The sequence below is a fragment of the Rhodoferax sp. SPJ21 genome (genome assembly GCF_058216335.1).
This window is the reverse complement of record NZ_JBYZMO010000001.1, coordinates 399,090-418,412: the sequence shown is the minus strand read 5'-3', so window position 1 is coordinate 418,412 and position 19,323 is coordinate 399,090. Positions and strand designations below refer to the sequence as shown.

Annotated in this window: 20 protein-coding genes; 15 read left to right on the top strand and 5 right to left on the bottom strand. The window is 62.3% G+C overall.

Going from position 1 to position 19,323, the window contains the following annotated elements; genetic code table 11:
- Positions 1-41: 41 nt before the first annotated feature.
- The 4 genes from upp to AC4BBN_RS01810 all read right to left on the bottom strand — a co-directional run bounded on the left by upp (position 42) and on the right by AC4BBN_RS01810 (position 4,302).
- On the bottom strand, positions 42-671 hold the full coding sequence (upp, locus tag AC4BBN_RS01825) for a uracil phosphoribosyltransferase (RefSeq protein ID WP_490590242.1): 630 nt from the start codon (positions 669-671) through the stop codon (positions 42-44).
- A gap of 18 nt (positions 672-689) precedes the next feature.
- Entirely contained in the window at positions 690-1,967 is a 1,278-nt protein-coding gene (locus tag AC4BBN_RS01820; RefSeq protein WP_490590241.1) for a URC4/urg3 family protein, read from the bottom strand.
- Entirely contained in the window at positions 1,964-3,265 is a 1,302-nt protein-coding gene (locus AC4BBN_RS01815) for a GTP cyclohydrolase II (RefSeq protein ID WP_490590240.1), read from the bottom strand. Before AC4BBN_RS01815 ends, AC4BBN_RS01820 begins: the two co-directional genes overlap by 4 nt.
- A gap of 92 nt (positions 3,266-3,357) precedes the next feature.
- On the bottom strand, positions 3,358-4,302 hold the full coding sequence (locus tag AC4BBN_RS01810) for a LysR family transcriptional regulator (RefSeq protein WP_490590239.1): 945 nt from the start codon (positions 4,300-4,302) through the stop codon (positions 3,358-3,360).
- A 190-nt stretch (positions 4,303-4,492) separates the two neighbouring features.
- Between AC4BBN_RS01810 and AC4BBN_RS01805 the strand changes: the two genes are divergently transcribed.
- Complete coding sequence (locus AC4BBN_RS01805; protein WP_490590238.1) at positions 4,493-4,699, top strand: DUF2798 domain-containing protein; 207 nt, start codon at positions 4,493-4,495, stop codon at positions 4,697-4,699.
- Between the two features lie 87 nt (positions 4,700-4,786).
- On the opposite strand, the gene AC4BBN_RS01800 is transcribed toward AC4BBN_RS01805, so the two are convergent.
- On the bottom strand, positions 4,787-6,346 hold the full coding sequence (locus tag AC4BBN_RS01800; protein ID WP_490590237.1) for a helicase HerA-like domain-containing protein: 1,560 nt from the start codon (positions 6,344-6,346) through the stop codon (positions 4,787-4,789).
- Between the two features lie 82 nt (positions 6,347-6,428).
- On the opposite strand from AC4BBN_RS01800, the gene AC4BBN_RS01795 reads away from it, so the two are divergent.
- The 14 genes from AC4BBN_RS01795 (at position 6,429) to AC4BBN_RS01730 (ending at position 19,323) form a co-directional block, all read left to right on the top strand.
- Positions 6,429-7,148 (top strand): YebC/PmpR family DNA-binding transcriptional regulator, encoded by a 720-nt coding sequence (locus AC4BBN_RS01795; RefSeq protein ID WP_490590236.1) that lies wholly within the window; start codon positions 6,429-6,431, stop codon positions 7,146-7,148.
- The gene (gene purD, locus AC4BBN_RS01790) at positions 7,145-8,437 is read left to right on the top strand and encodes a phosphoribosylamine--glycine ligase (protein ID WP_490590235.1); all 1,293 of its coding nucleotides are present in this window, start codon (positions 7,145-7,147) and stop codon (positions 8,435-8,437) included. Before AC4BBN_RS01795 ends, purD begins: the two co-directional genes overlap by 4 nt.
- A 26-nt stretch (positions 8,438-8,463) precedes the next feature.
- Positions 8,464-9,357 (top strand): oxygen-dependent coproporphyrinogen oxidase, encoded by an 894-nt coding sequence (gene hemF, locus AC4BBN_RS01785; protein WP_490591371.1) that lies wholly within the window; start codon positions 8,464-8,466, stop codon positions 9,355-9,357.
- Positions 9,348-9,989, top strand: coding sequence for a nicotinate (nicotinamide) nucleotide adenylyltransferase (gene nadD, locus AC4BBN_RS01780; RefSeq protein ID WP_490591370.1), 642 nt, complete (start codon positions 9,348-9,350; stop codon positions 9,987-9,989). The genes hemF and nadD overlap by 10 nt, the downstream gene beginning before the upstream one ends.
- Positions 9,986-10,810, top strand: coding sequence for a ribosome silencing factor (gene rsfS, locus AC4BBN_RS01775; protein ID WP_490590234.1), 825 nt, complete (start codon positions 9,986-9,988; stop codon positions 10,808-10,810). Before nadD ends, rsfS begins: the two co-directional genes overlap by 4 nt.
- Positions 10,811-11,290, top strand: coding sequence for a 23S rRNA (pseudouridine(1915)-N(3))-methyltransferase RlmH (gene rlmH, locus AC4BBN_RS01770; protein ID WP_490590233.1), 480 nt, complete (start codon positions 10,811-10,813; stop codon positions 11,288-11,290).
- Between the two features lie 5 nt (positions 11,291-11,295).
- A complete protein-coding gene (locus AC4BBN_RS01765; RefSeq protein WP_490590232.1) occupies positions 11,296-13,194 on the top strand; it encodes an ABC transporter ATP-binding protein in 1,899 nt (632 codons plus the stop codon).
- A gap of 131 nt (positions 13,195-13,325) precedes the next feature.
- A complete protein-coding gene (locus AC4BBN_RS01760) occupies positions 13,326-13,907 on the top strand; it encodes a cytochrome b (protein WP_490590231.1) in 582 nt (193 codons plus the stop codon).
- 54 nt (positions 13,908-13,961) lie between these two features.
- On the top strand, positions 13,962-14,528 hold the full coding sequence (locus AC4BBN_RS01755) for a YceI family protein (RefSeq protein WP_490590230.1): 567 nt from the start codon (positions 13,962-13,964) through the stop codon (positions 14,526-14,528).
- 54 nt (positions 14,529-14,582) lie between these two features.
- The gene (locus AC4BBN_RS01750) at positions 14,583-15,158 is read left to right on the top strand and encodes a YceI family protein (protein ID WP_490590229.1); all 576 of its coding nucleotides are present in this window, start codon (positions 14,583-14,585) and stop codon (positions 15,156-15,158) included.
- Positions 15,159-15,244: 86 nt separating this feature from the next.
- A complete protein-coding gene (locus tag AC4BBN_RS01745; protein ID WP_490591369.1) occupies positions 15,245-15,847 on the top strand; it encodes a Maf family protein in 603 nt (200 codons plus the stop codon).
- Positions 15,848-15,858: 11 nt separating this feature from the next.
- Positions 15,859-17,361 (top strand): ribonuclease G, encoded by a 1,503-nt coding sequence (gene rng, locus AC4BBN_RS01740; RefSeq protein ID WP_490590228.1) that lies wholly within the window; start codon positions 15,859-15,861, stop codon positions 17,359-17,361.
- A 4-nt stretch (positions 17,362-17,365) separates the two neighbouring features.
- A complete protein-coding gene (locus tag AC4BBN_RS01735) occupies positions 17,366-18,115 on the top strand; it encodes a polysaccharide deacetylase family protein (protein WP_490590227.1) in 750 nt (249 codons plus the stop codon).
- Entirely contained in the window at positions 18,112-19,323 is a 1,212-nt protein-coding gene (locus AC4BBN_RS01730; protein ID WP_490590226.1) for a glycosyltransferase family 4 protein, read from the top strand. Before AC4BBN_RS01735 ends, AC4BBN_RS01730 begins: the two co-directional genes overlap by 4 nt.

The following is a 19,323-nucleotide window of genomic DNA, read 5'->3' as shown; positions in this document are numbered from 1 at the left end:
ATTAAATAGCTGCTAGCGCAGGTATTTCTTGCACTACAGGCCTATTTCGTGCCGAAGATGCGGTCGCCCGCATCACCCAGACCGGGCAGGATGTAGCCGTGGTCGCTGAGCTGGCGGTCGATAGCGGCGGTGTAGATGTCCACATCCGGGTGGGCGGCTTGCAGCGCGGCTACGCCCTCGGGGCAGGTCAGCAGGCAGACGAACTTGATGGACTTTGGGTTCAGCTCCTTCAGGCGCTCCACGGCTGCGATGGCCGAGTTGCCGGTGGCCAGCATAGGGTCCACGATGACGATGTCGCGCTCGTGCATCTCGCTGGGCATCTTGAAGTAGTACTCCACCGCCGTCAGCGTCTTCGGGTCGCGGTACAGGCCGACGTGGCCCACGCGCGCGCCCGGCACCACGCTCAGCATGCCTTCCAGAATGCCGTTGCCGGCGCGCAGGATGGACACGAACACCAGCTTCTTGCCGTCGATGACCTTGGCGGTCATTTTCTCCAGCGGGGTTTCGATCTCGATGTCCTGCATCGCCATGTCGCGCGTGACCTCGTAGGCCATCAGGCTGGAGAGTTCGTTCAGCAGGCGGCGGAAGGTGTTGGTGCTGGCGTCCTTGCGGCGCATCAGCGTCAGCTTGTGTTGCACCAGGGGGTGGTTGATCAGGTGTACGGTGCTCATAGGGTTCTTTGTCTAAGGTTAAAAAACGGTGCCATCGCTGGCGATGTTGAGTGGGGGCGTGCCGCCGCGCAGGCGCTGAGCCAGCACGCGGCCGGCCGCCCAGGTGCCGCCTTCTAGCACGCAGGCCAGGGGCATTTGCTCGGCCGTCAGGCCCAGCTCTGCGCGCACCAATGGTGCCAGCTCGTCCAGCAGGGCCACGGTCAGCGCGCGCCATTCGACGATGCATTCATCGCCTGCGGTATGCGTCTGGCTGGCCAGGGCGGGGTCTTTCCAGCCCAGCACGCCGCCGTCCAGCAGCAGGCCGCCGTTGCGGTATTCGGGCAGGCCGGTCAGGGCGTCCAGGCCGGTGACGGTTATGTCGGCCCATTCCAGCGGCTCCAGCAGGGAGTAGCTGAGCCACTGCGACAGCTTGTGGAATGGCATCCAGCCGGCGCTCGCGCCCTCGCCGGGCACGGCGCTGTGGCGCCAGCAGTCGCCCAGCGCAATCTCGCTGCCATCGTCAATTTTGATAGCATTCTGCGCAGGCCAGATGGGCGATAGCGTGGTTAAAAGTGCTACCAGAATGGCGTGGGCCGAGACGGTGGGTGTGTCGGTATTCACGGGCACCAGGTAGTCGAACAGGCGGCCCGGGCGGCACAGGCCACCGGCACCACCAAACACCTCGGGCTGGGCCGCAATCACCGTGCCCAGGCGGCGTAGCAACGCGGCGCGGCCTTCCAGCCCGACCAGCGGGTTTTCCACCCCGACCTGGAAGGCATCGCCCAGCTGGCGCGCGGTAATGCCCTGCAGGCCATCGGCGTCGGCCTGGCAGGGCTGCATGGGTTTGCTGGAAAACAGGCCCTTGGTAAACGCGTTGTAGCTGGCCACGCCCAGGCCTTCAGAGCGGCTATAGGTTTTGCCGGTGCGCGGGTCGTTGTAGTGCCAGTCGGCTCCGGCACCGGCATCCAGCAGCACACTGACGATGGCCAGGTCGATTTGCGAGCGGGCGCGCTTGGCGACCGATACTTTGCCCAGCTCTTCGTTGAGCAGGTCCACGCGCTTCACGCCACCGGCCTCGAAATGGCGCCAGCGGCTGTGGTACGGGATGTCCAGCGTGGGGTAGCGCTCACGCGTGACCTGGGCCACCAGGGCAGCGGTGGGTTGCAGGGCGGCATCTGCCACGGTGAAGTAGGCGGAGTTGCCGGCACGGGCCCGCGCCAGCAGGCCCTGGGCCCGTTCGCGTACCGCTTGTGTAGAGCGCAACAGGGCGCTAGCGCTTGCAGCGTCTGCGCGGGCAGCTATCAAATCCATAGTCATTCAGTGAGTCCACGGCCTTTGGCCTTTTTCAGTTCTTCGGCGTCCGGCACAGCGCCGGGGGTGAAGTAACCGGCCGCCATTTTCGCGTCCATTTCGACCTGGGCGTCGGCAGGGATCATGTGTTCGGGAATATTGATGCGTTTCACCACCTCGATGCCGGCGCGGGTGATGGCGTCGTATTTCATATTGCTCATGGACACCAGGCGGTGAATCTTGCGTATGCCCAGCCAGTTCAGCACGTCGGGCATGAGTTCCTGGAAGCGCATGTCCTGTACGCCGGCCACGCATTCGGTGCGGTTGAAGTACTGGTCGGCCGTGTCGCCGCCCACCTGGCGCTTGCGTGCGTTGTAGACCAGGAATTTGGTGACCTCGCCCAGGGCCCGGCCTTCCTTGCGGAAGTACGACACCAGGCCCACGCCGCCGCGCTGTGCGCCCTGTATGCATTCCTCGATGGCGTGCGTCAGGTAGGGGCGGCAGGTGCAGATGTCGGAGCCGAACACGTCCGAGCCATTGCATTCGTCGTGCACGCGGGCGGTGAGCTCGACCTCGGGGTTGGCCAGGTCGCGCGGGTTGCCGAAGATGTAGGCAGTCAGCCCGCCGATGGGCGGCAGAAACACCTCCAGATCGCTGCGCGTCACCAGCTCGGGGTACATGCCGCCGGTTTCCTCGAACAGCACGCGGCGCAACTCGGCCTCGGTGCAGTTGAAGCGCTTGGCCACTTCGGGCAGGTACCACACTGGCTCCACCGCGACCTTGGTGACCATGGCGGCGCCGCTGGCGGTGAGGAATTTGCCGTCGGCCTGCAGGCGACCGGACTGCAGCGCCTCGATCACCTCCGGCAGGATCACATGCGCCTGGGTCACCGCGATGGTGGGGCGGATGTCGTAGCCCGCCTCCAGCTCGGCTGCAAATTCGGTGGCAATGGTGGCACCCCAGGGGTCCATGGCGACGATGCGACCCGGCTCGCTCCACTGCGGGTAGGGGCCGATCACGTCGGTCGGCATGGTGTTGGTCAGGTCCGCCTTGTGTTTGGGTGACAGGCCGCCGGAGGCCACGGCCAGCGCGCGGTAGATGCTGTAGCTGCCGCTGTGCGTGCCGATCACATTGCGGTGGCTGCGCTTGGTGGTGGTGCCGACCACCGGGCCGCGCTCGGCGGCGGTGGCTGCGGCCCAGCGTATCGGCAGGGCGCCGTAGCCGCTGGCGTGCGAGGTCAGGCGGATGTGGCTGGGGCCCGCCAGCGCAGCGGGAGTGGCGGGAGTGGCTGGGGTGGGGGAACCGGTGGCTACGTCAGCAGGCATGGAACGTCCTCAAAAAATCCAATGTAGCGATGGGCTGGCCTTCTGGCAAGCAGGTTACATGCTATGCATTTTGTGTGCCGCAGGCCGGGTTTTCAGGCCGCTGGCCATGCTGGGGCGCGCAGCAGTGGGTGGTCTTGCAGGGCCTCGGCGATGAAGTCCACAAACACCCGCACCGACCCAGGCAGGTGCCGGCGGTCGCGGAAGCAGACGAAGTATTCCAGCGGCTCGGGGTCGGCCTGCACCGTGCCGCCGGCATCCAGCTGCAGCGGCTCCAGCAGGCCGGCGGCGATCAAGGGGTTGGCGATAAAGCTGCCGAGCCGGGTAATGCCGGCGCCGGCCACGGCCAGGCTGGCCAGGGTGTCGATGTCGTTGCAGACCGCAGCGGTCTGGATGCTGGGTGCGAAGGTGCTTCCGTCGCGCATGAAGGGCCATTGCATCAGCCGTCCATCCAGCGGCATGCGGAAGGCCAGGCAGGGGTGGTTGGCCAGGTCTTCGGGCGTGTTGGGGCGCCCATGCTGCTGCAGGTAGGCGGGTGCGGCGCAGAACACCATGGGCGCGGTGGCAATGCGCCGTGCCACCAGGCCGGGCTCCAGCACCTGGCGGAAGCGGATGCTGGCGTCCACGTCCTCCTTCAGGTGGTCCACGTTGCGGTCCACCATCAGCATCTCCAGGTGCACCTGCGGGTAGCGGGCCATGAAGGCCGGCATTAGCGGTGCCACTACGTGCCGGCCAAAGGCGACCGAGCAGGACAGCTTGAGCCGGCCCTGCACGGCATCTTGCAGCGCCAACAGTTCGGACTGGGCGTGGGCCAAGCCGTCGAGCAGGGGGCTGACCTGGGCGAAGTAGACCTCGCCCGCCGCCGTCAGCGCCTGCGAGCGGGTGGTGCGCGTCAACAGCCGCGTGCCGAGTTCTTTCTCCAGCCGGGCCAAATTCTGGCTGGCTGCGGCGGCAGTAATGCCCAGCTGGCGGGCTGCTGCGGCGATGCTGCCGCCTTCCACCGCTTTGACGAAGGTTTCTATGCCGCGCAGGTTGGACATGGGTGGGCTTTGTAATGACTGTATTAATTCATAAGTTTAGCTTGGTAGTGTCCATGCCTGCAGGGTTCTAGTCTGCGCGGCGCTAGCGCCTTAAAGTCCAGCCACTTCAATAACTTATGCGTGATACAGCCGTATGTCCAAGTCTCCACCCTCCGTTGCCCGCAGTTCCTGGAAACTGCCCAAGCCCCTTATGCCTTATGTGTTTGCCTTTTACATGGCCGCCATCATGGCGCTGCTGATGTGCGCGGTAATCGTCGCCGCCAACAGCGGCATAGGCCCCCGCTACCTGGCCCAGGTGCTGGAGGCCTATACGCTGGCCATGCCGCTGGCCTTTGTCTGCGTGATTATTGTGCGCCCGCTGGTGGCCCGCCTGGTGCACCATACCGTGCAGACCTGAGTCTGTGTGCTATGGAATAAATAGCTGCTTGCGCAGGTAATTCATGCGCTGCAGGCCAATTTCTTATAAATCTACAGCAGGGTGTATTTAGCGTTTGCCGCCGAAGATGCCGCCCAACACGCCGCGCAAAATCTCCTGGCCCACCTTGGTGCCCATGGTGCGTACGGCGGACTTCATCATGGTCTGCGCCAGGCCGTCATGCCGGCCGCCGCGCGGGCCGGTGCTGCCAAACAGGATGTCGTTCAACCCGCCCATCACGCCGCCCAATGCGCTGTTGCCCGTTGCCGCTGGTGCGGCCTGGCCGGGCAGGGGAAGGCTGCCGCTAGGGGCGCTGCTGGGGGAGGCGGGCGCAGAGGCATTCGCCGCCGTGGTTTCGGTGCGCCCTTTGAGCTTTTCGTAGGCCGATTCGCGGTCGACCAGTTTCTCGTAGACGCCGGCCACCAGCGAGCCCTGCAGCAGCGACTGGCGCTGGTCGGTGCTGATCGGGCCGAGCTGGCTGCCGGGTGGCAGCACAAACACGCGCTCGGTGATGCTGGGCCGGCCTTTTTCGTCCAGCAGGCTGACGAGGGCCTCGCCCACGGCCAGCTCGGTGATGGCCGCTTCGATGTCCAGGCCGGGCTTTTGGCGCATGGTCTGGGCCGTGGCCTTGACGGCCTTCTGGTCGCGCGGGGTGAAGGCGCGCAGCGCGTGCTGCACGCGGTTGCCCAGTTGGGCCAGCACCGAGTCAGGGATGTCCAGCGGGTTTTGCGTCACAAAGTACACGCCCACGCCCTTGGAGCGCACTAGGCGCACCACCAGCTCGATGCGTTCCACCAGGGCCTTGGGCGCTTCGTTGAACAGCAAGTGGGCTTCGTCAAAGAAGAACACCAGCTTCGGGATTTCGGGGTCGCCGATTTCGGGCAGCTGCTCGAACAGCTCGGACAGCATCCACAGCAGAAAGGTGGCATACAGGCGCGGCGAATTCATTAGCTTGTCGGCGGCCAGGATGTTGACCACGCCCTGGCCATCCACTGTTTGCATGAAATCGCTGATGTTCAGCATGGGCTCGCCAAAGAACTTGTCGCCGCCCTGGGATTCGATCTGCAGCAGGCCGCGCTGGATGGCGCCCACGCTGGCGGCGGACACATTGCCGTACTGGGTGGTGAATTCGCTGCTGTTATCGCCCACGTACTGCAGCATGGCACGCAGGTCTTTCAGGTCGAGCAGCAGCAGGCCGTGGTCGTCGGCGATCTTGAACACCATGTTCAGCACGCCACCCTGGGTGTCGTTCAGGTTCAGCATGCGGCCCAGCAGCAGCGGGCCCATGTCGGACACGGTGGCGCGTACCGGGTGGCCTTGTTCGCCAAACACGTCCCACAGCGTGGCGGGGCAGGCCAGCGATTCCGGCTGGTCTAGATCGCGTTCCTTCAGAATGCCTGCCAGCTTGTCGCCGATGCGGCCCGCCTGGCTGATACCGGTCAGGTCGCCCTTGACGTCGGCCATGAATACCGGCACGCCGATCTTGGAGAAGTTTTCGGCCAGGGTTTGCAGGGTAACGGTCTTGCCGGTGCCAGTGGCGCCGGTGATCAGTCCGTGGCGATTCGCAAGGGCAGGCAGCAGCTCGCAGGTGGTGGTGGCGTTTTTGGCAAGAAGAATAGCGTCGGCCATGGGGGTGCGTCCTGGACAGGAATGTGGGCGGTGGGAAAGTAAAATCGCGCCAGTAGATTAAATCAAACTAGAAGGACTTTACGTGGCTGGTCACAGTAAATGGGCGAATATTCAGCACCGCAAAGGTCGCCAGGATGAGAAACGCGGCAAGATCTGGACGCGCGTGATCCGTGAAATCATGGTGGCAGCCCGTTTGGGCGGTGGCGACCTGAGCATCAACCCGCGCCTGCGTCTGGCGGTGGAAAAAGCCAAGGCCGCCAACCTGGCTGCGGACACCGTCAAGCGCAACATCGAAAAAGCCACTGGCACGCTGGAAGGCGTGAGCTACGAGGAAATCCGCTACGAAGGCTACGGCATCGGCGGCGCCGCCATCATCGTAGACACCATGACCGACAACCGTGTGCGTACCGTGGCCGAAGTGCGCCACGCATTCAGCAAGCATGGCGGTAACATGGGCACCGAAGGCTCGGTGTCGTTCCAGTTCAAGCATTGCGGGCAATTTGTGTTTGCCCCAGGCACGGACGAAGACAAGGTGATGGAAGTCGCGCTGGAAGCCGGCGCCGAAGACGTGATCACCGACGAAGACGGCGCCATCGAAGTGCTGACCGCATTCCCTGATTTTGAAAAAGTCAAGTTGGCTCTGGACGCGGCCGGGCTCAAACCCGATGTGGCCGAAGTCACCATGCGGGCCGAAAACACCATAGAACTGGATGGCGAAGACGCCGAAAAAATGCAAAAACTACTGGATGTGCTCGAAGACCTGGACGATGTCCAAGAAGTCTTTCACAACGCTGCCCTATGAAAGTTCTCGTAATTGGCGGCGGTGGCCGTGAACATGCGCTGGCCTGGAAGCTCAATGGCTGCGAACGCGTGTCGCAGGTGTTTGTGGCGCCGGGCAATGGCGGTACTGCGCTGGACAGCCAACTGATCAACGTGCCCATTAACGACGTGCAGGCCTTGCGCAAGTGGGCGCAGACCGAGGGCGTGGCCCTGACCGTGGTCGGCCCTGAAGGCCCGCTGGCGGCGGGTGTGGTGGACGAGTTCCGCGCCCACGGCATGCGCATCTTTGGCCCGACCAAGGCCGCAGCGCAGCTGGAAAGCTCCAAGGCCTTCTCCAAGGCTTTCATGCAGCGCCATGCGATCCCCACGGCCGAGTTCGAAACCTTCTCCGACCCCGTGGCAGCCCACGCCTATGTAGACAAGATGGGCGCGCCCATCGTGGTCAAGGCCGATGGCCTGGCCGCCGGCAAGGGCGTGGTCGTGGCGCAAACACTGGCTGAGGCCCATGAGGCGGTGGACTTCATGCTGGTGGACAACACCCTGGGCGTGAGCCACAACGAGGGTGGCGCGCGGGTGGTGATCGAAGAGTTCCTGGTCGGCGAAGAGGCTAGCTTCATCGTCATGTGCGATGGCAAGAATGTGCTGCCACTGGCCACCAGTCAGGACCACAAGCGCCTGCTGGACGGCGATGAAGGCCCGAACACCGGCGGCATGGGCGCGTATTCGCCCGCGCCAGTGGTAACCGCCGATGTGCACGCCCGTGCCATGCGCGAAATCATCTTGCCCACCATCAAGGGCATGGAAAAAGATGGCATCACCTTCACCGGCTTTTTGTACGCTGGCCTGATGATCGATGCCAAGGGCAAACCAAAGACGCTGGAGTTCAATTGCCGCCTGGGCGACCCTGAAACCCAGCCGCTGATGATGCGCCTGAAGTCCGATTTGTTCGAAGTGCTGTGGGCCGCGACCGAACCCGGCCCGCACGGCAAGCTGGACCAGATCAGCCTGGACTGGGACCGCCGCATTGCGCTGGGCGTGGTGCTGGCCGCACATGGCTACCCGCTGAATCCACGCAAGGGCGACGCCATCACTGGCCTGCCCAAGAACAGCGACGACACCGTGGTGTTCCACGCGGGCACCACCAAGCAGGGCGATGTGGTGTCCACCTCGGGCGGCCGCGTGTTGTGTGTGACTGTGCTGGCCGACAACGTCAAGCTGGCGCAGCAGCAGGCGTATGAAGCCACGCGTGGCATCCACTTTGACGGCATGCAATACCGCCGGGACATCGGCCACCGCGCCGCACGCACTTGAGCTCCGGCCCGGACCTGGCCGTCGCCATGCGCGACTATCTGCTGGGCTTGCAGTCCAGCATCACCCGCCGCATGGCCGAGCTGGACGGCGGCAGCTTTCTGTCCGATGCGTGGGAGAAGCCGGCTGGCGAAACGTTGCAGGGCCGGGGCATCACCCAGATCCTGGAAAACGGCGCCGTGCTGGAGCGCGCAGGTTGTGGCTTCTCGCATGTGCGTGGCCCCAAGTTGCCGCCCTCCGCCACGCAGCACCGGCCGCAACTGGCCGGCGCGCCTTTCGAGGCCATGGGCGTGTCCCTGGTGTTCCACCCGCGCAACCCCTATGCACCCACCGTGCACATGAATGTGCGCATGATCGTGGCCTCGCCCGCCGATGCGGCCCCGGTGTGCTGGTTTGGTGGCGGTATGGACCTGACGCCTATCTACGGTTTTGAAGAAGACGCAGTGCACTTCCACCGCAGCTGCCAGGCGGCTCTGGCGCCCTTTGGTGAGGACAAATATCCGCGCTTTAAAAAGTGGTGCGACGAGTATTTTTACCTCAAGCACCGGCAAGAGGCACGCGGCATCGGCGGCGTGTTTTTTGACGATTTTTCCGAGCTGGGGCAAGACCAGAGTATGGCGATGACGCAGGCGGTGGGTTCGGCGTTTCTGGATGCCTATGTGCCCATCTTGCAGCGCCGCAAGGACACGCCCTATGGCGAGCGCGAGCGGGCCTTTCAGCTGTACCGGCGCGGCCGCTACGTTGAGTTCAACCTGGTGTGGGACCGCGGCACGCATTTCGGCCTGCAGTCGGGCGGGCGCACCGAGTCCATTCTGTTGTCCATGCCGCCGCTGGCCAGCTGGTCCTACCAGCACCAGCCGGAAGAGGGCTCTGCCGAAGACGCCTTGGCCCGCCAGTTTCTGCCACCGCGAGACTGGGTGTGAGCGCTGCTTTGCGAAGGATAGGTGTGTTTGGCGGTGCGTTCGATCCGCCGCACAATATGCATCTGGCGCTGGCGCGTGCGGCGTTGCAGCAGTTGCAGCTGGATGCCTTGTATGTGTTTCCCACCGGCCACGCCTGGCACAAGTCGCGCACGCTGAGTCCGGCCGTGCACCGGCTGGCCATGGCCCAATTGGCCTTTGGCGACATCCCCAAGGTGGTGGTGGACCCGCGTGAAATTCAGCGTGAAGGGCCCACCTACACCATAGACACTCTGAACGAATTGCGTGCCGAGCAACCCCAGACAGAGCTGTTCCTGCTTATGGGCGAAGACCAGGCTGCGCGCCTGCCCAGTTGGCATGGTTGGCGGGATATTGTCCAGGCTGCTATAATTTCGGTAGCTTTGCGCGCAGACAGCACAAGCGCAAGCAGTCCATTTACGCCTGAATCTGTACCTGAGCTTGTCACCGAAAGTCTGCCGCACGGGCGCTTTCAGGCACTGCACCTGCCGCCCATGGCGCTGAGTGCCACCGACATTCGACACCGCGTAGCAACATCTCAGGGGATAGCCCATCTGGTCCCCGAAGGCGTGGCGCGCTATATTGACCAACACCATCTCTACCAAGCAAATCGATGACCACCTCTGCCCAATCGGAAACTGTCGCCAAAAAAGACACCCAAAAACTCCAACGCGCCATCGTCGATGGTCTGGAGGATGTCAAAGCGGTAGACATTGTGGTGTTTGACACCGAAGGTTTGTCCGCGCTGTTTGAGCGCGTGATCATCGCCTCAGGTACCTCGAACCGCCAGACCAAGGCCCTGGCCTCCAGCGTGCGCGATGCCGTGCGCGATGCAGGCTTTGCCAAGCCGCGCACCGAAGGCGAGGCCAATGGCGAATGGATCATTGTCGATTGCGGCCGCGCCGTGGTGCACATCATGCAACCCGCGATCCGCCAGTACTACCACCTGGAAGAGCTGTGGGGCGAAAAGCCGGTGCGCCTGAAGCTGGGCTCGGCCAAGCCGCTGCCCAAGGCCGAAGAAGTTAAGGCCCCGGTCAAAGCCCCAGCCAAGAAGACGCCAGCCAAAAAGCTGTCCCCCGCAGCTGCCAAACGCGCCAGCAAGATCGCCGCACGCGAACATGCCGAAAGCCTGCTGGCGCCCGAGCGTCCAGTGCTGGATGCTCCTAAAAAAGCAGCAAAGAAAACGGTGGCAGCACCTGCAGCCGCAAAGGCCGTGCCAGCGAAAAAGGCCGTAGCCGCCAAGGCACCGGCTAAAACTGCAGCCAAGACAGCGGCCAAAACGTCGGCGAAGACGCCGGCCAAGACGGCCGTGAAAACGGCAGTTAAGACCATCGTCATCAAGGCGCCGATCGAAACCGTGAAGAAGGCCGCTGCCGCCAAGCGCGCTGCGCCCAAGACCCCCAAGGCCCCGGCCAAACGGGCTCCTGGCCGCAAGTAAATGAAGCTGGTGATTGTGGCCGTAGGCCAGCGCATGCCCGACTGGGCACAAACCGCCTACGACGACTACGCCAAACGCTTCCCGCCTGAGCTCAAGCTGGAGCTCAAGGCGGTCAAGACCGAGCCCCGGGGCTCCAAGACCCTGGAGACGATTTATGCGGCCGAGCGTGAGCGCATAGAAGCAGCCATCATGTCCAGCATCGGGCGCAATGCCCGCATTGTTGCCCTGGATGAACGTGGCACCACACTGACGACTTTGGCATTGGCGGGTAAGCTCAAGACTTGGCAGCTGGAAAGTGATGACGTGGCGCTGGTGATTGGCGGCCCAGACGGGCTGGACCCGGCGTTTCGCCAGGCGGCGCATGAGCGCATCCGGCTGTCGGATTTGACCCTGCCCCATGCATTTGCGCGGGTGCTGCTGGTAGAACAGCTCTACCGGGCCTGGTCAGTCAACGCAAACCACCCCTATCACCGCGAATAAATACGATGCTGAAATGGTTTGAAAGCCTGGTGCACCCCTACCCGGATGACACCCCCCAGCCGCCACCGAGCGGCTTTTTTCATTTTGTCTGGGTGTGCAGCAAGGGTGCACGCAAATACATCCTGGCCATGACCTTGCTCACGGCCTGTGTGGGGGTGTTCGAGGCCCTGCTGTTCGCCATGATGGGGCGCGTGGTGGACTGGCTGGGCTCGGTGCCGCCGGCCTTGCTGTGGACCCAGGAGCGTACGCATCTCCTGCTGCTGTGCGGGCTGCTGTTGGGGAGTCCGCTATTGATTGCATTGCAGACGCTGTTCAAGCATCAGACCCTGGCGGCCAACTTCCCAATGATGCTGCGCTGGAAGTTCCACCGCCTGATGCTGGGCCAGAGCATGGGCTTTTACCAGGACGAGTTTGCAGGGCGCGTGGCCACCAAGGTGATGCAGACCGCGTTGGCGGTGCGCGATGTGTGCATGATCCTGGGCGATATTCTGGTGTTCGTGACCATCTACTTCGTCACCATGGTGGCGGTGGTGGGGAGCTTTGACGCCTGGCTTCTGCTTCCATTCTTGGGCTGGGTGGTGTTGTACGCGGTGGCGATTCGTTACTTTGTGCCGCGCCTGTCGGGTGTGGCCAAAAAGCAGGCCGATGCGCGTTCGCTGATGACTGGTCGCATTACCGACGCCTACACCAATATCGCTACCGTCAAGCTGTTCTCTCATGCGGGGCGTGAGGCTGGCTATGCGCGTTCGGCGATGCAGGATTTTCTGCAGACTGTGCACCGCCAGATGCGTTTGGTCAGCGGCTTTGAGGTTGTGAACCACGTGCTGGGCATGCTGCTGATTCTGGCAACCGCCGGGGTGGCGCTGTGGCTTTGGACGCAGGGCCAGGTCGGCGTGGGTGCAGTGGCCGCGGCCACGGCCATGTCGCTGCGCCTGAACGGCATTTCGCACTGGGTAATGTGGGAGATGGCGTCCTTGTTTGAGCATGTGGGTACGGTGCAGGACGGCTTGAATACCTTGTCGCGCGTGCAGGCCGTGCAGGACGCTCCCCAGGCCCAGCCGCTGCGTGTTACCAAGGGCGAGGTGCGGTTTGAAAACGTGGACTTTGCCTACGGAGACAAGAGCCCCGGCGCACGCAAGGTGATAGACCATATGTCGCTGCACATCCGCCCCGGCGAGAAGATCGGCCTGGTGGGCCGCTCTGGTGCGGGCAAGTCCACCATCGTCAACTTGTTGTTGCGTTTCTACGACCTGGAGCACGGCCGTATTCTGGTGGATGGCCAGGACATATCGCAGGTGACCCAGGAAAGCCTGCGCGCGCAGATCGGCATGGTGACGCAGGACACATCGCTGCTGCACCGCTCGGTGCGCGACAACATTCTGTACGGACGCCCGGACGCGACCGATGAGCCCATGGAGGCGGCGGCGCGCCGTGCCGAGGCTTTTGATTTCATCCACACCTTGAGCGACCCGAGCGGCCGCAAGGGCTTTGATGCCCATGTGGGCGAGCGCGGCGTGAAGCTGTCCGGTGGCCAGCGCCAGCGGATTGCGATCGCACGGGTGATGCTGAAGGATGCGCCGATTCTGCTGCTTGATGAGGCAACCAGTGCCCTGGATTCCGAGGTTGAGGCGGCCATCCAGTCCAGCCTGTACCGTCTGATGGAGGGCAAGACCGTGGTCGCGATTGCCCACCGCTTGTCCACCATTGCGGCCATGGATCGCCTGGTGGTGCTGGATAAGGGGCGCATCGTGGAAGTCGGTGACCACCGCAGTCTGCTGGAGGCAGGTGGCCTGTACGCGAGACTGTGGGCGCACCAGAGCGGTGGCTTCCTGGGCGAGGACGACGAGGATGGTGTGCCCACATCTGACGTTGGCGAGCCTCGGTCGGTCGTGCCTGCGCAGTAGTTGCAGGGTGGCATGATTCAGAAATTTCGAATCATTCCAACAAATTGAGTGAACTTTTCGCCACGAACGGTTCCTAAAATGAACTTTACATTTTAAGAACCGGGCGCTTGAACCGCTCGGGTTTCACCACGATGCCCGTTTCTTCCGTACCCATTGCCAAGGCCAAGCAGGCCTCTACCTACACCGGCGTGGCAATTGCCCTGCATTGGATTCTGGCTCTAGCCTTGGCGGGCATTTTTGTCGTTGGCACCTATATGGTGGGCCTGCCTTTCTCACCCGCGCGGCTCAAGCTGTACAACTGGCACAAGTGGGCCGGCATCACGATTTTGACCTTGTCCGCCCTGCGACTGTTGTGGCGCGCCACGCACCGCCCCCCGGCCTTGCCCGAAGCCATGGTCCGCGGCATGCCCACATGGCAGCAGTGGGCGCACCACGCTACGCACGGCCTGATGTATGCGCTGTTTTTTGCGGTGCCGCTGCTGGGCTGGGCCTATAGCTCGGCTACTGGTTTCCAGATCGTGGTCTTCGGGCAGATTCCGTTGCCGGACTTGGTACCCGCCAGTAAGGAGTTGGCCGAGTTCCTGAAGCCTCTGCACCGTTTGTCGGCATGGGCGCTGTGTGCCTTGGTGGTGGTGCACGTAGCCGCCGCGCTGAAGCACCAGTTTGTGGACCGTGATGGCCTGATTTCCCGCATGTGGCCTGGCAAATCCTGATCTATCTTGATCTATCCGTCTGAGCATCGCTTTTTCTCATTTCGAAAGGTATCCATGTCCCGTCTCCTGAATTTGTCGCTTGCTGCCCTGGCCTTGGGCTCCAGCCTGGGGGCTTATGCCGACCAGAAGCTGCTGCCTGCCGGAAGCGAAATCGTGTTCGTCAGCAAGCAGATGGGTGTGCCAGTCGAGGGCCGCTTCAAGAAATTTGACGGACAGGTCAGCTTCGACCCGGCCAAGCTGGATGCCAGCAAGATCAGCTTTACCGTGGACATGGCCAGCGCCACCTTGGGCGTGCCAGAGACCGATGCCGAGCTGCCCAAGCCGACCTGGTTCAACCTGGGCAAGTTTCCCCAGGCCAGCTTTGTCTCCAGTGGCGTCAAGGCGCTGGGCGGCGGCAAGTACGACGTTGCCGGCAAGCTGACCATCAAGGGCCAGGCCCGTGATGTCGTGGTGCCGGTGACCATGGTACAGACGGGTGCCAACACCGTGGCATCGGGCGTGCTGCCGATCAAGCGTCTGACCTTCAAGATTGGCGAAGGCGAGTGGGCCGATACCTCTATGGTGGCCGACGACGTACAAGTCAAATTCAAATTCAATCTGACGGGTGTTGGCAAGCTCTAGACCCGGCTTTTTCCCTGTTTCCTGTTTCCCTAAACCACTCTTGAAAGAGAACCCATGCGCCACACCTTGCTCGCTCTTGCCGCTATCGCCACCTTGTCTGCCGGGGCAGCCCAGGCTGAGTCCGCAACTTATGCGATTGACCCAAGCCACACTTATGTGACCTTTGAAATCGGCCACATGGGCACCTCGACCAACCGCGGTCGTTTCGACAAGAAAGAAGGCTCTGTCCAGCTCGACGTGGCTGGCAAGTCCGGCAAGGTGGATCTGACCATCGACGCTGCTTCGCTCTCTACCGGCTCGGCTGCATTCAACAAGCATCTGCAAAGCGCTGACTTCTTCAACGTGGAGCAATTCCCTACGATCAAGTTCAGCGCCGACAAGTTCGTCTTCACGGGCGACAAGGTGTCGGAAGTGGTGGGCAGCCTGACGCTGCTGGGCAAGACCAACCCTGTGACGCTGAAGGCCAGCAACTTCAACTGCTACCAAAACCCCATGCTCAAGCGTGAAGTGTGCGGTGGCGACTTCGACACCACCATCCAGCGCAGCCAATGGGGCATGACCTGGGGCGCCAACTACGGCTTCCCTGACGCCGTGCACCTGATCGTCCAAGTGGAAGCCGTGAAGCAGTAATTCACAGCACTCCCATGAACAGCCCGCCCGTCAACGAGATGGGCGGGCTGTTCTTTTTGGGGCAGGCCTGCCGTGATAATCGTGCCATGACCGATTTCATCTATCTTGCCTCGCAAAGCCCTCGCCGCAGCCAGCTGTTGGACCAACTGGGGGTACGCCATGAGCTGCTGCTGCCCGATCCGGACGAGGACAGCGAGGGACTTGAGGTTGCTATGAAAAACGAAGCGCCTGCCGCATATGTTCAGCGCGTGACAGGCCTAAAGCTTGATGCAGCCGTGGCTCGGTTGAAGCGCCGTGGCCTGCCTGTGGCGCCCATCCTGTGCTCGGACACCACGGTGGCGCTGGGCCGCAACATTCTGGGTAAGCCGGTCGATGCCCAGGATGCGGCGCGTATGTTGTCCGCTTTGGCCGGCACCAGGCACCGTGTGCTGACAGCGGTGGCGGTGCAGCAGCGCCGCAAGCGGGGGCAGGCCCTGAGCGCATCGCACGTCGATTTTGCCCCCATGTCTACGGCCCAGATCAAGGCCTATGTGGCCTCAGGTGAGCCCATGGGCAAGGCGGGGGCCTATGCGGTGCAGGGGCGGGCGGCAGGGTTTATCTCGCATATCCGTGGCAGCTATTCAGGCATCATGGGCCTGCCCATGTTCGAGACGGCCGAGTTGCTGCGCTCCCTGGGTTTCAAACTTTGACCAATCTGCCTATGCAACAAGACATTCTCATCAATTGGTCACCGCAGGAAACCCGTGTCGCGGTGGTGGAGCACGGCTCTGTGCAAGAGTTGCATGTGGAGCGCACGCTGGAGCGCGGCATGGTGGGCAATGTCTATCTGGGCAAGGTGGTGCGGGTGCTGCCCGGCATGCAGTCCACCTTTATCGATATCGGGCTGGAACGTGCGGCTTTCCTGCACGTGGCCGATCTGGCCAATGGTTTCGTGGGCCACAAGTCGGCCGAGCTGGATGCCAATGGTGTGGCCAAGCCGGCGGCGTCCGTGGTGCCTATCGAGCGCCAGGTGTTTGAAGGCCAGGCCTTGATGGTGCAGGTCATCAAGGACCCCATCGGTACCAAGGGTGCGCGCCTGTCGGCACAGATCAGCATTGCCGGGCGCCTGCTGGTGTTTCTGCCGCAGGACGACCATGTTGGTGTGTCGCAAAAGATCCCTCTGGCCCAGCGCGAAGATTTGCGCAAGCGCCTGCAGGCGCTGGTGGGTGATGCGTCCACGGGTGGCGGTGGTGGCTTCATTCTGCGTACCAATGGCGAAGACGCCACGGATGAAGAGCTAGCCGACGACATTGCCTACTTGCGCAAGACCTGGGCGCGTATCAAAAGTGCGTCCGTACGCTTGCCCCCCACGTCTTTGCTGCACCAGGACCTGAATCTGTTGCAGCGCGTGCTGCGTGATTTGGTGTGTGAGCAGACCCAGACGATTCGCCTGGACTCGCGCGAGCAGTTCGAGATGCTGCAGGCTTTTGGCAAGGAATTCATGCCGGCCGCAGTGGAGAAGCTGCAGCACTACAAGGGCGAGCGGCCGATTTTTGACCTGTTCTCCATCGACGAGGAAATCGCCAAGGCCCTGGGCCGGCGTGTGGAGCTGAAGTCGGGCGGTTACCTGATCGTGGACCAGACCGAGGCGTTGACCACGGTGGACGTGAATACCGGCGCGTTTGTGGGTGCGCGCAATTTCGACGATACGATCTTCAAGACCAATCTGGAAGCCACGCAGGCGATCGCCAGGCAATTGCGCCTGCGTAATCTGGGCGGCATAGTGATCGTGGACTTCATCGACATGGCGCGTGAAGAGCACCGTGATGCAGTGCTGGCCGAGTTTCGCAAGCAGCTGGCGCGTGACCGCGTGAAGACCACGGCCGGTAGCTTTTCGGCGCTGGGTTTGGTGGAAATGACACGCAAACGCACCCGTGAATCGCTGGCGCACATGTTGTGCGAACCCTGCGCCGTGTGCAGCGGCAAGGGCAGCGTGAAGACGGCGCGCAGCGTGACCTACGACATCCTGCGTGAAATTCTGCGCGAGGCGCGCCAGTTCAACCCGCGCGAGTTCCGCGTGGTGGCCTCGCCCAAAGTCATAGAGTTGTTTCTGGATGAAGAAAGCCAGCACCTGGCCGGCCTGAGCGACTTCATCGGCAAACCCATTTCCTTGCAAAGCGAGGCCGCTATGGGGCAGGAACAGTACGACATCGTCCTTTTGTAGACCCATGCCCAGCCAACGCACAGCTAACCAGCAGCCCATCCCCATCCTGATGTACCACCAGATCGACACGGCGCCGCCCAAGGGCGCGCCGTTTCGCAGCCTGGTGGTGTCACCGCAAAGCTTTGCACGCCAGATGGCGCTGCTGAAGCTGCTGGGTTACCAGGGCTTGTCCATGCAGGCTCTGCAGCCGTATCTGGCCGGCAGCAAGACCGGCCGGGTGGTGGGCATCACTTTTGACGACGGGTATTTGAACAATCTGCACTACGCCTTACCTGTGCTGCAGCGCTACGGCTTTTCGTCCACCTGCTATGTGGTCAGCCAGCGCCTGGGCCAGACCAATGCCTGGGACGCCGAGATCGGCATCGCCCAGACGCCGCTGATGGACATGGCGCAGCTGCGGGCCTGGGTTGCGGGCGGGCAGGACGTAGGTGCCCATACCCGCCACCATGTACGCATGCCCCAGCAAGATGCCGCCACCAGCCGCAGCGAGGTCATGCTCTGCAAATCGGAGCTGGAAGACGGCCTGGGTGTCACGGTCAACCACTTCTGCTATCCCTACGGGGAATACACGGCCGAGCATACGGAGCTGGTACATGAGGCTGGTTTTTGCACGGCTACCACCACCCAGCGCAGCCGTTGCCTGGCGGGCGAAGACATGCTGCAGCTGCCGCGCGCCCCGGTGGCACGCTCTACCAGCCTGCTAAATCTGTGGATGAAGCTGGGTACGGCCTACGAAGACCGCCGCCGCGCATGAGTATCCCCACCAAAGCCCAGCGTTTGGCGGATGCACGTTTGCGCATCGCTGTGTTCAATCGTATTTTTGAGCCTACCGGTGGTGGTGCGGAGCGCTATTCAATAGCGCTGGTGGAGCATTTGGCCCAGCAGCACGAAATCCATGTATTTGCCCAGGCAGTGGGGCACGTTATTCCTGGCGTGACTTTCCACCTCGTTCCCACGCTATTCAAGAAGCCGCGTTGGTTGAACCAGCTGTGGTATGCCACCGCGACTTGGTGGCTGACACGCCGGAATTTTGATGTTGTTCATTCTCATGAAAACACGTGGCATGGACAGCTGCAAACCTTGCACGTGCTACCTGTTAAGTACAACCTTTTCCATGGGCATGGCAACAGTCCGCTTAGCGGACTCAGATACGGGCTGCGCTGCTTGAAAGTGCTGACCAGTCCACGCTTGTTGACATACCTTGCGTTGGAGTCCACTCGGCTGAGGTTGCGGCCAGGGCGCAAGATTGTGGTTGCTTCGCCCAGTCTTGGAGCCATCGTTGCGAAGGCTTATCCGCGTAGCGCGCACATGTTGACAGTGATCACGCCGGGGGTTGTTGTGCCGACGTTACCCTCAAATGAGGAGGCTCGGCAGGTTCAGCAGCGGACAGCCCGCAGTCAATTGGGTCTGCCTGTGGACGGATTGGGTATTTTGCTAGTAGGCAATGATTACCGTAAGAAGGGTTTAGCTACCTTGCTAAAGGCTCTAGCGCAGATGGATCTGGTGTCGCAACCGGTCTGGCTGGCTGTGGTTGGAAGTCAGGTGCAGATTCCCCTGTGGCAGGCGGAGGCGGCCGTGCTGGGTATTGGTGGGCGAGTACATTTTTTAGGCCCTTTGCACAAGGTTGACTTGGCGTACCAGGCTGTTGATGTGCTAGCGCACCCTACGCTGGAGGACACGTTTGCCATGGTTGTTCTCGAAGCCATGTCATTTGGTTTGCCGGTCGTTGTCAGTGGCGAGCGTTGGTGCGGCATCAGCAGTCTGCTGACTGCTGGTGACCAAGCCTTGGTGCTTTCCGACCCCGAAGATGTGGTCGAGCTAAAGGCTGCTTTGATGCGCTTACTGGGTGATCCGGAACTGCGCCACCAACTGGGTACTGCAGCACGTGCATTTGCCCAGTTGCATGGTTGGACAAATAAAGCGCTTGAGCAAGAGTCTTTGTACCGGAGCGCTTTGGGTTGA

Bases quoted from the DNA above. Each gene is read 5' to 3' on its own strand.
- AC4BBN_RS01735 (WP_490590227.1), top strand. From the start codon at position 17,366: ATGCCCAGCCAACGCACAGCTAACCAGCAGCCCATCCCCATCCTGATG.
- purD (WP_490590235.1), top strand. From the start codon at position 7,145: ATGAAAGTTCTCGTAATTGGCGGCGGTGGCCGTGAACATGCGCTGGCC.
- AC4BBN_RS01820 (WP_490590241.1), bottom strand. From the start codon at position 1,967: ATGACTATGGATTTGATAGCTGCCCGCGCAGACGCTGCAAGCGCTAGC.
- rlmH (WP_490590233.1), top strand. From the start codon at position 10,811: ATGAAGCTGGTGATTGTGGCCGTAGGCCAGCGCATGCCCGACTGGGCA.
- AC4BBN_RS01755 (WP_490590230.1), top strand. From the start codon at position 13,962: ATGTCCCGTCTCCTGAATTTGTCGCTTGCTGCCCTGGCCTTGGGCTCC.
- AC4BBN_RS01750 (WP_490590229.1), top strand. From the start codon at position 14,583: ATGCGCCACACCTTGCTCGCTCTTGCCGCTATCGCCACCTTGTCTGCC.
- rng (WP_490590228.1), top strand. From the start codon at position 15,859: ATGCAACAAGACATTCTCATCAATTGGTCACCGCAGGAAACCCGTGTC.
- AC4BBN_RS01815 (WP_490590240.1), bottom strand. From the start codon at position 3,265: ATGCCTGCTGACGTAGCCACCGGTTCCCCCACCCCAGCCACTCCCGCC.
- AC4BBN_RS01810 (WP_490590239.1), bottom strand. From the start codon at position 4,302: ATGTCCAACCTGCGCGGCATAGAAACCTTCGTCAAAGCGGTGGAAGGC.
- rsfS (WP_490590234.1), top strand. From the start codon at position 9,986: ATGACCACCTCTGCCCAATCGGAAACTGTCGCCAAAAAAGACACCCAA.
- upp (WP_490590242.1), bottom strand. From the start codon at position 671: ATGAGCACCGTACACCTGATCAACCACCCCCTGGTGCAACACAAGCTG.
- hemF (WP_490591371.1), top strand. From the start codon at position 8,464: ATGCGCGACTATCTGCTGGGCTTGCAGTCCAGCATCACCCGCCGCATG.
- AC4BBN_RS01745 (WP_490591369.1), top strand. From the start codon at position 15,245: ATGACCGATTTCATCTATCTTGCCTCGCAAAGCCCTCGCCGCAGCCAG.
- AC4BBN_RS01800 (WP_490590237.1), bottom strand. From the start codon at position 6,346: ATGGCCGACGCTATTCTTCTTGCCAAAAACGCCACCACCACCTGCGAG.
- AC4BBN_RS01760 (WP_490590231.1), top strand. From the start codon at position 13,326: ATGCCCGTTTCTTCCGTACCCATTGCCAAGGCCAAGCAGGCCTCTACC.
- AC4BBN_RS01730 (WP_490590226.1), top strand. From the start codon at position 18,112: ATGAGTATCCCCACCAAAGCCCAGCGTTTGGCGGATGCACGTTTGCGC.
- AC4BBN_RS01765 (WP_490590232.1), top strand. From the start codon at position 11,296: ATGCTGAAATGGTTTGAAAGCCTGGTGCACCCCTACCCGGATGACACC.
- AC4BBN_RS01805 (WP_490590238.1), top strand. From the start codon at position 4,493: ATGCCTTATGTGTTTGCCTTTTACATGGCCGCCATCATGGCGCTGCTG.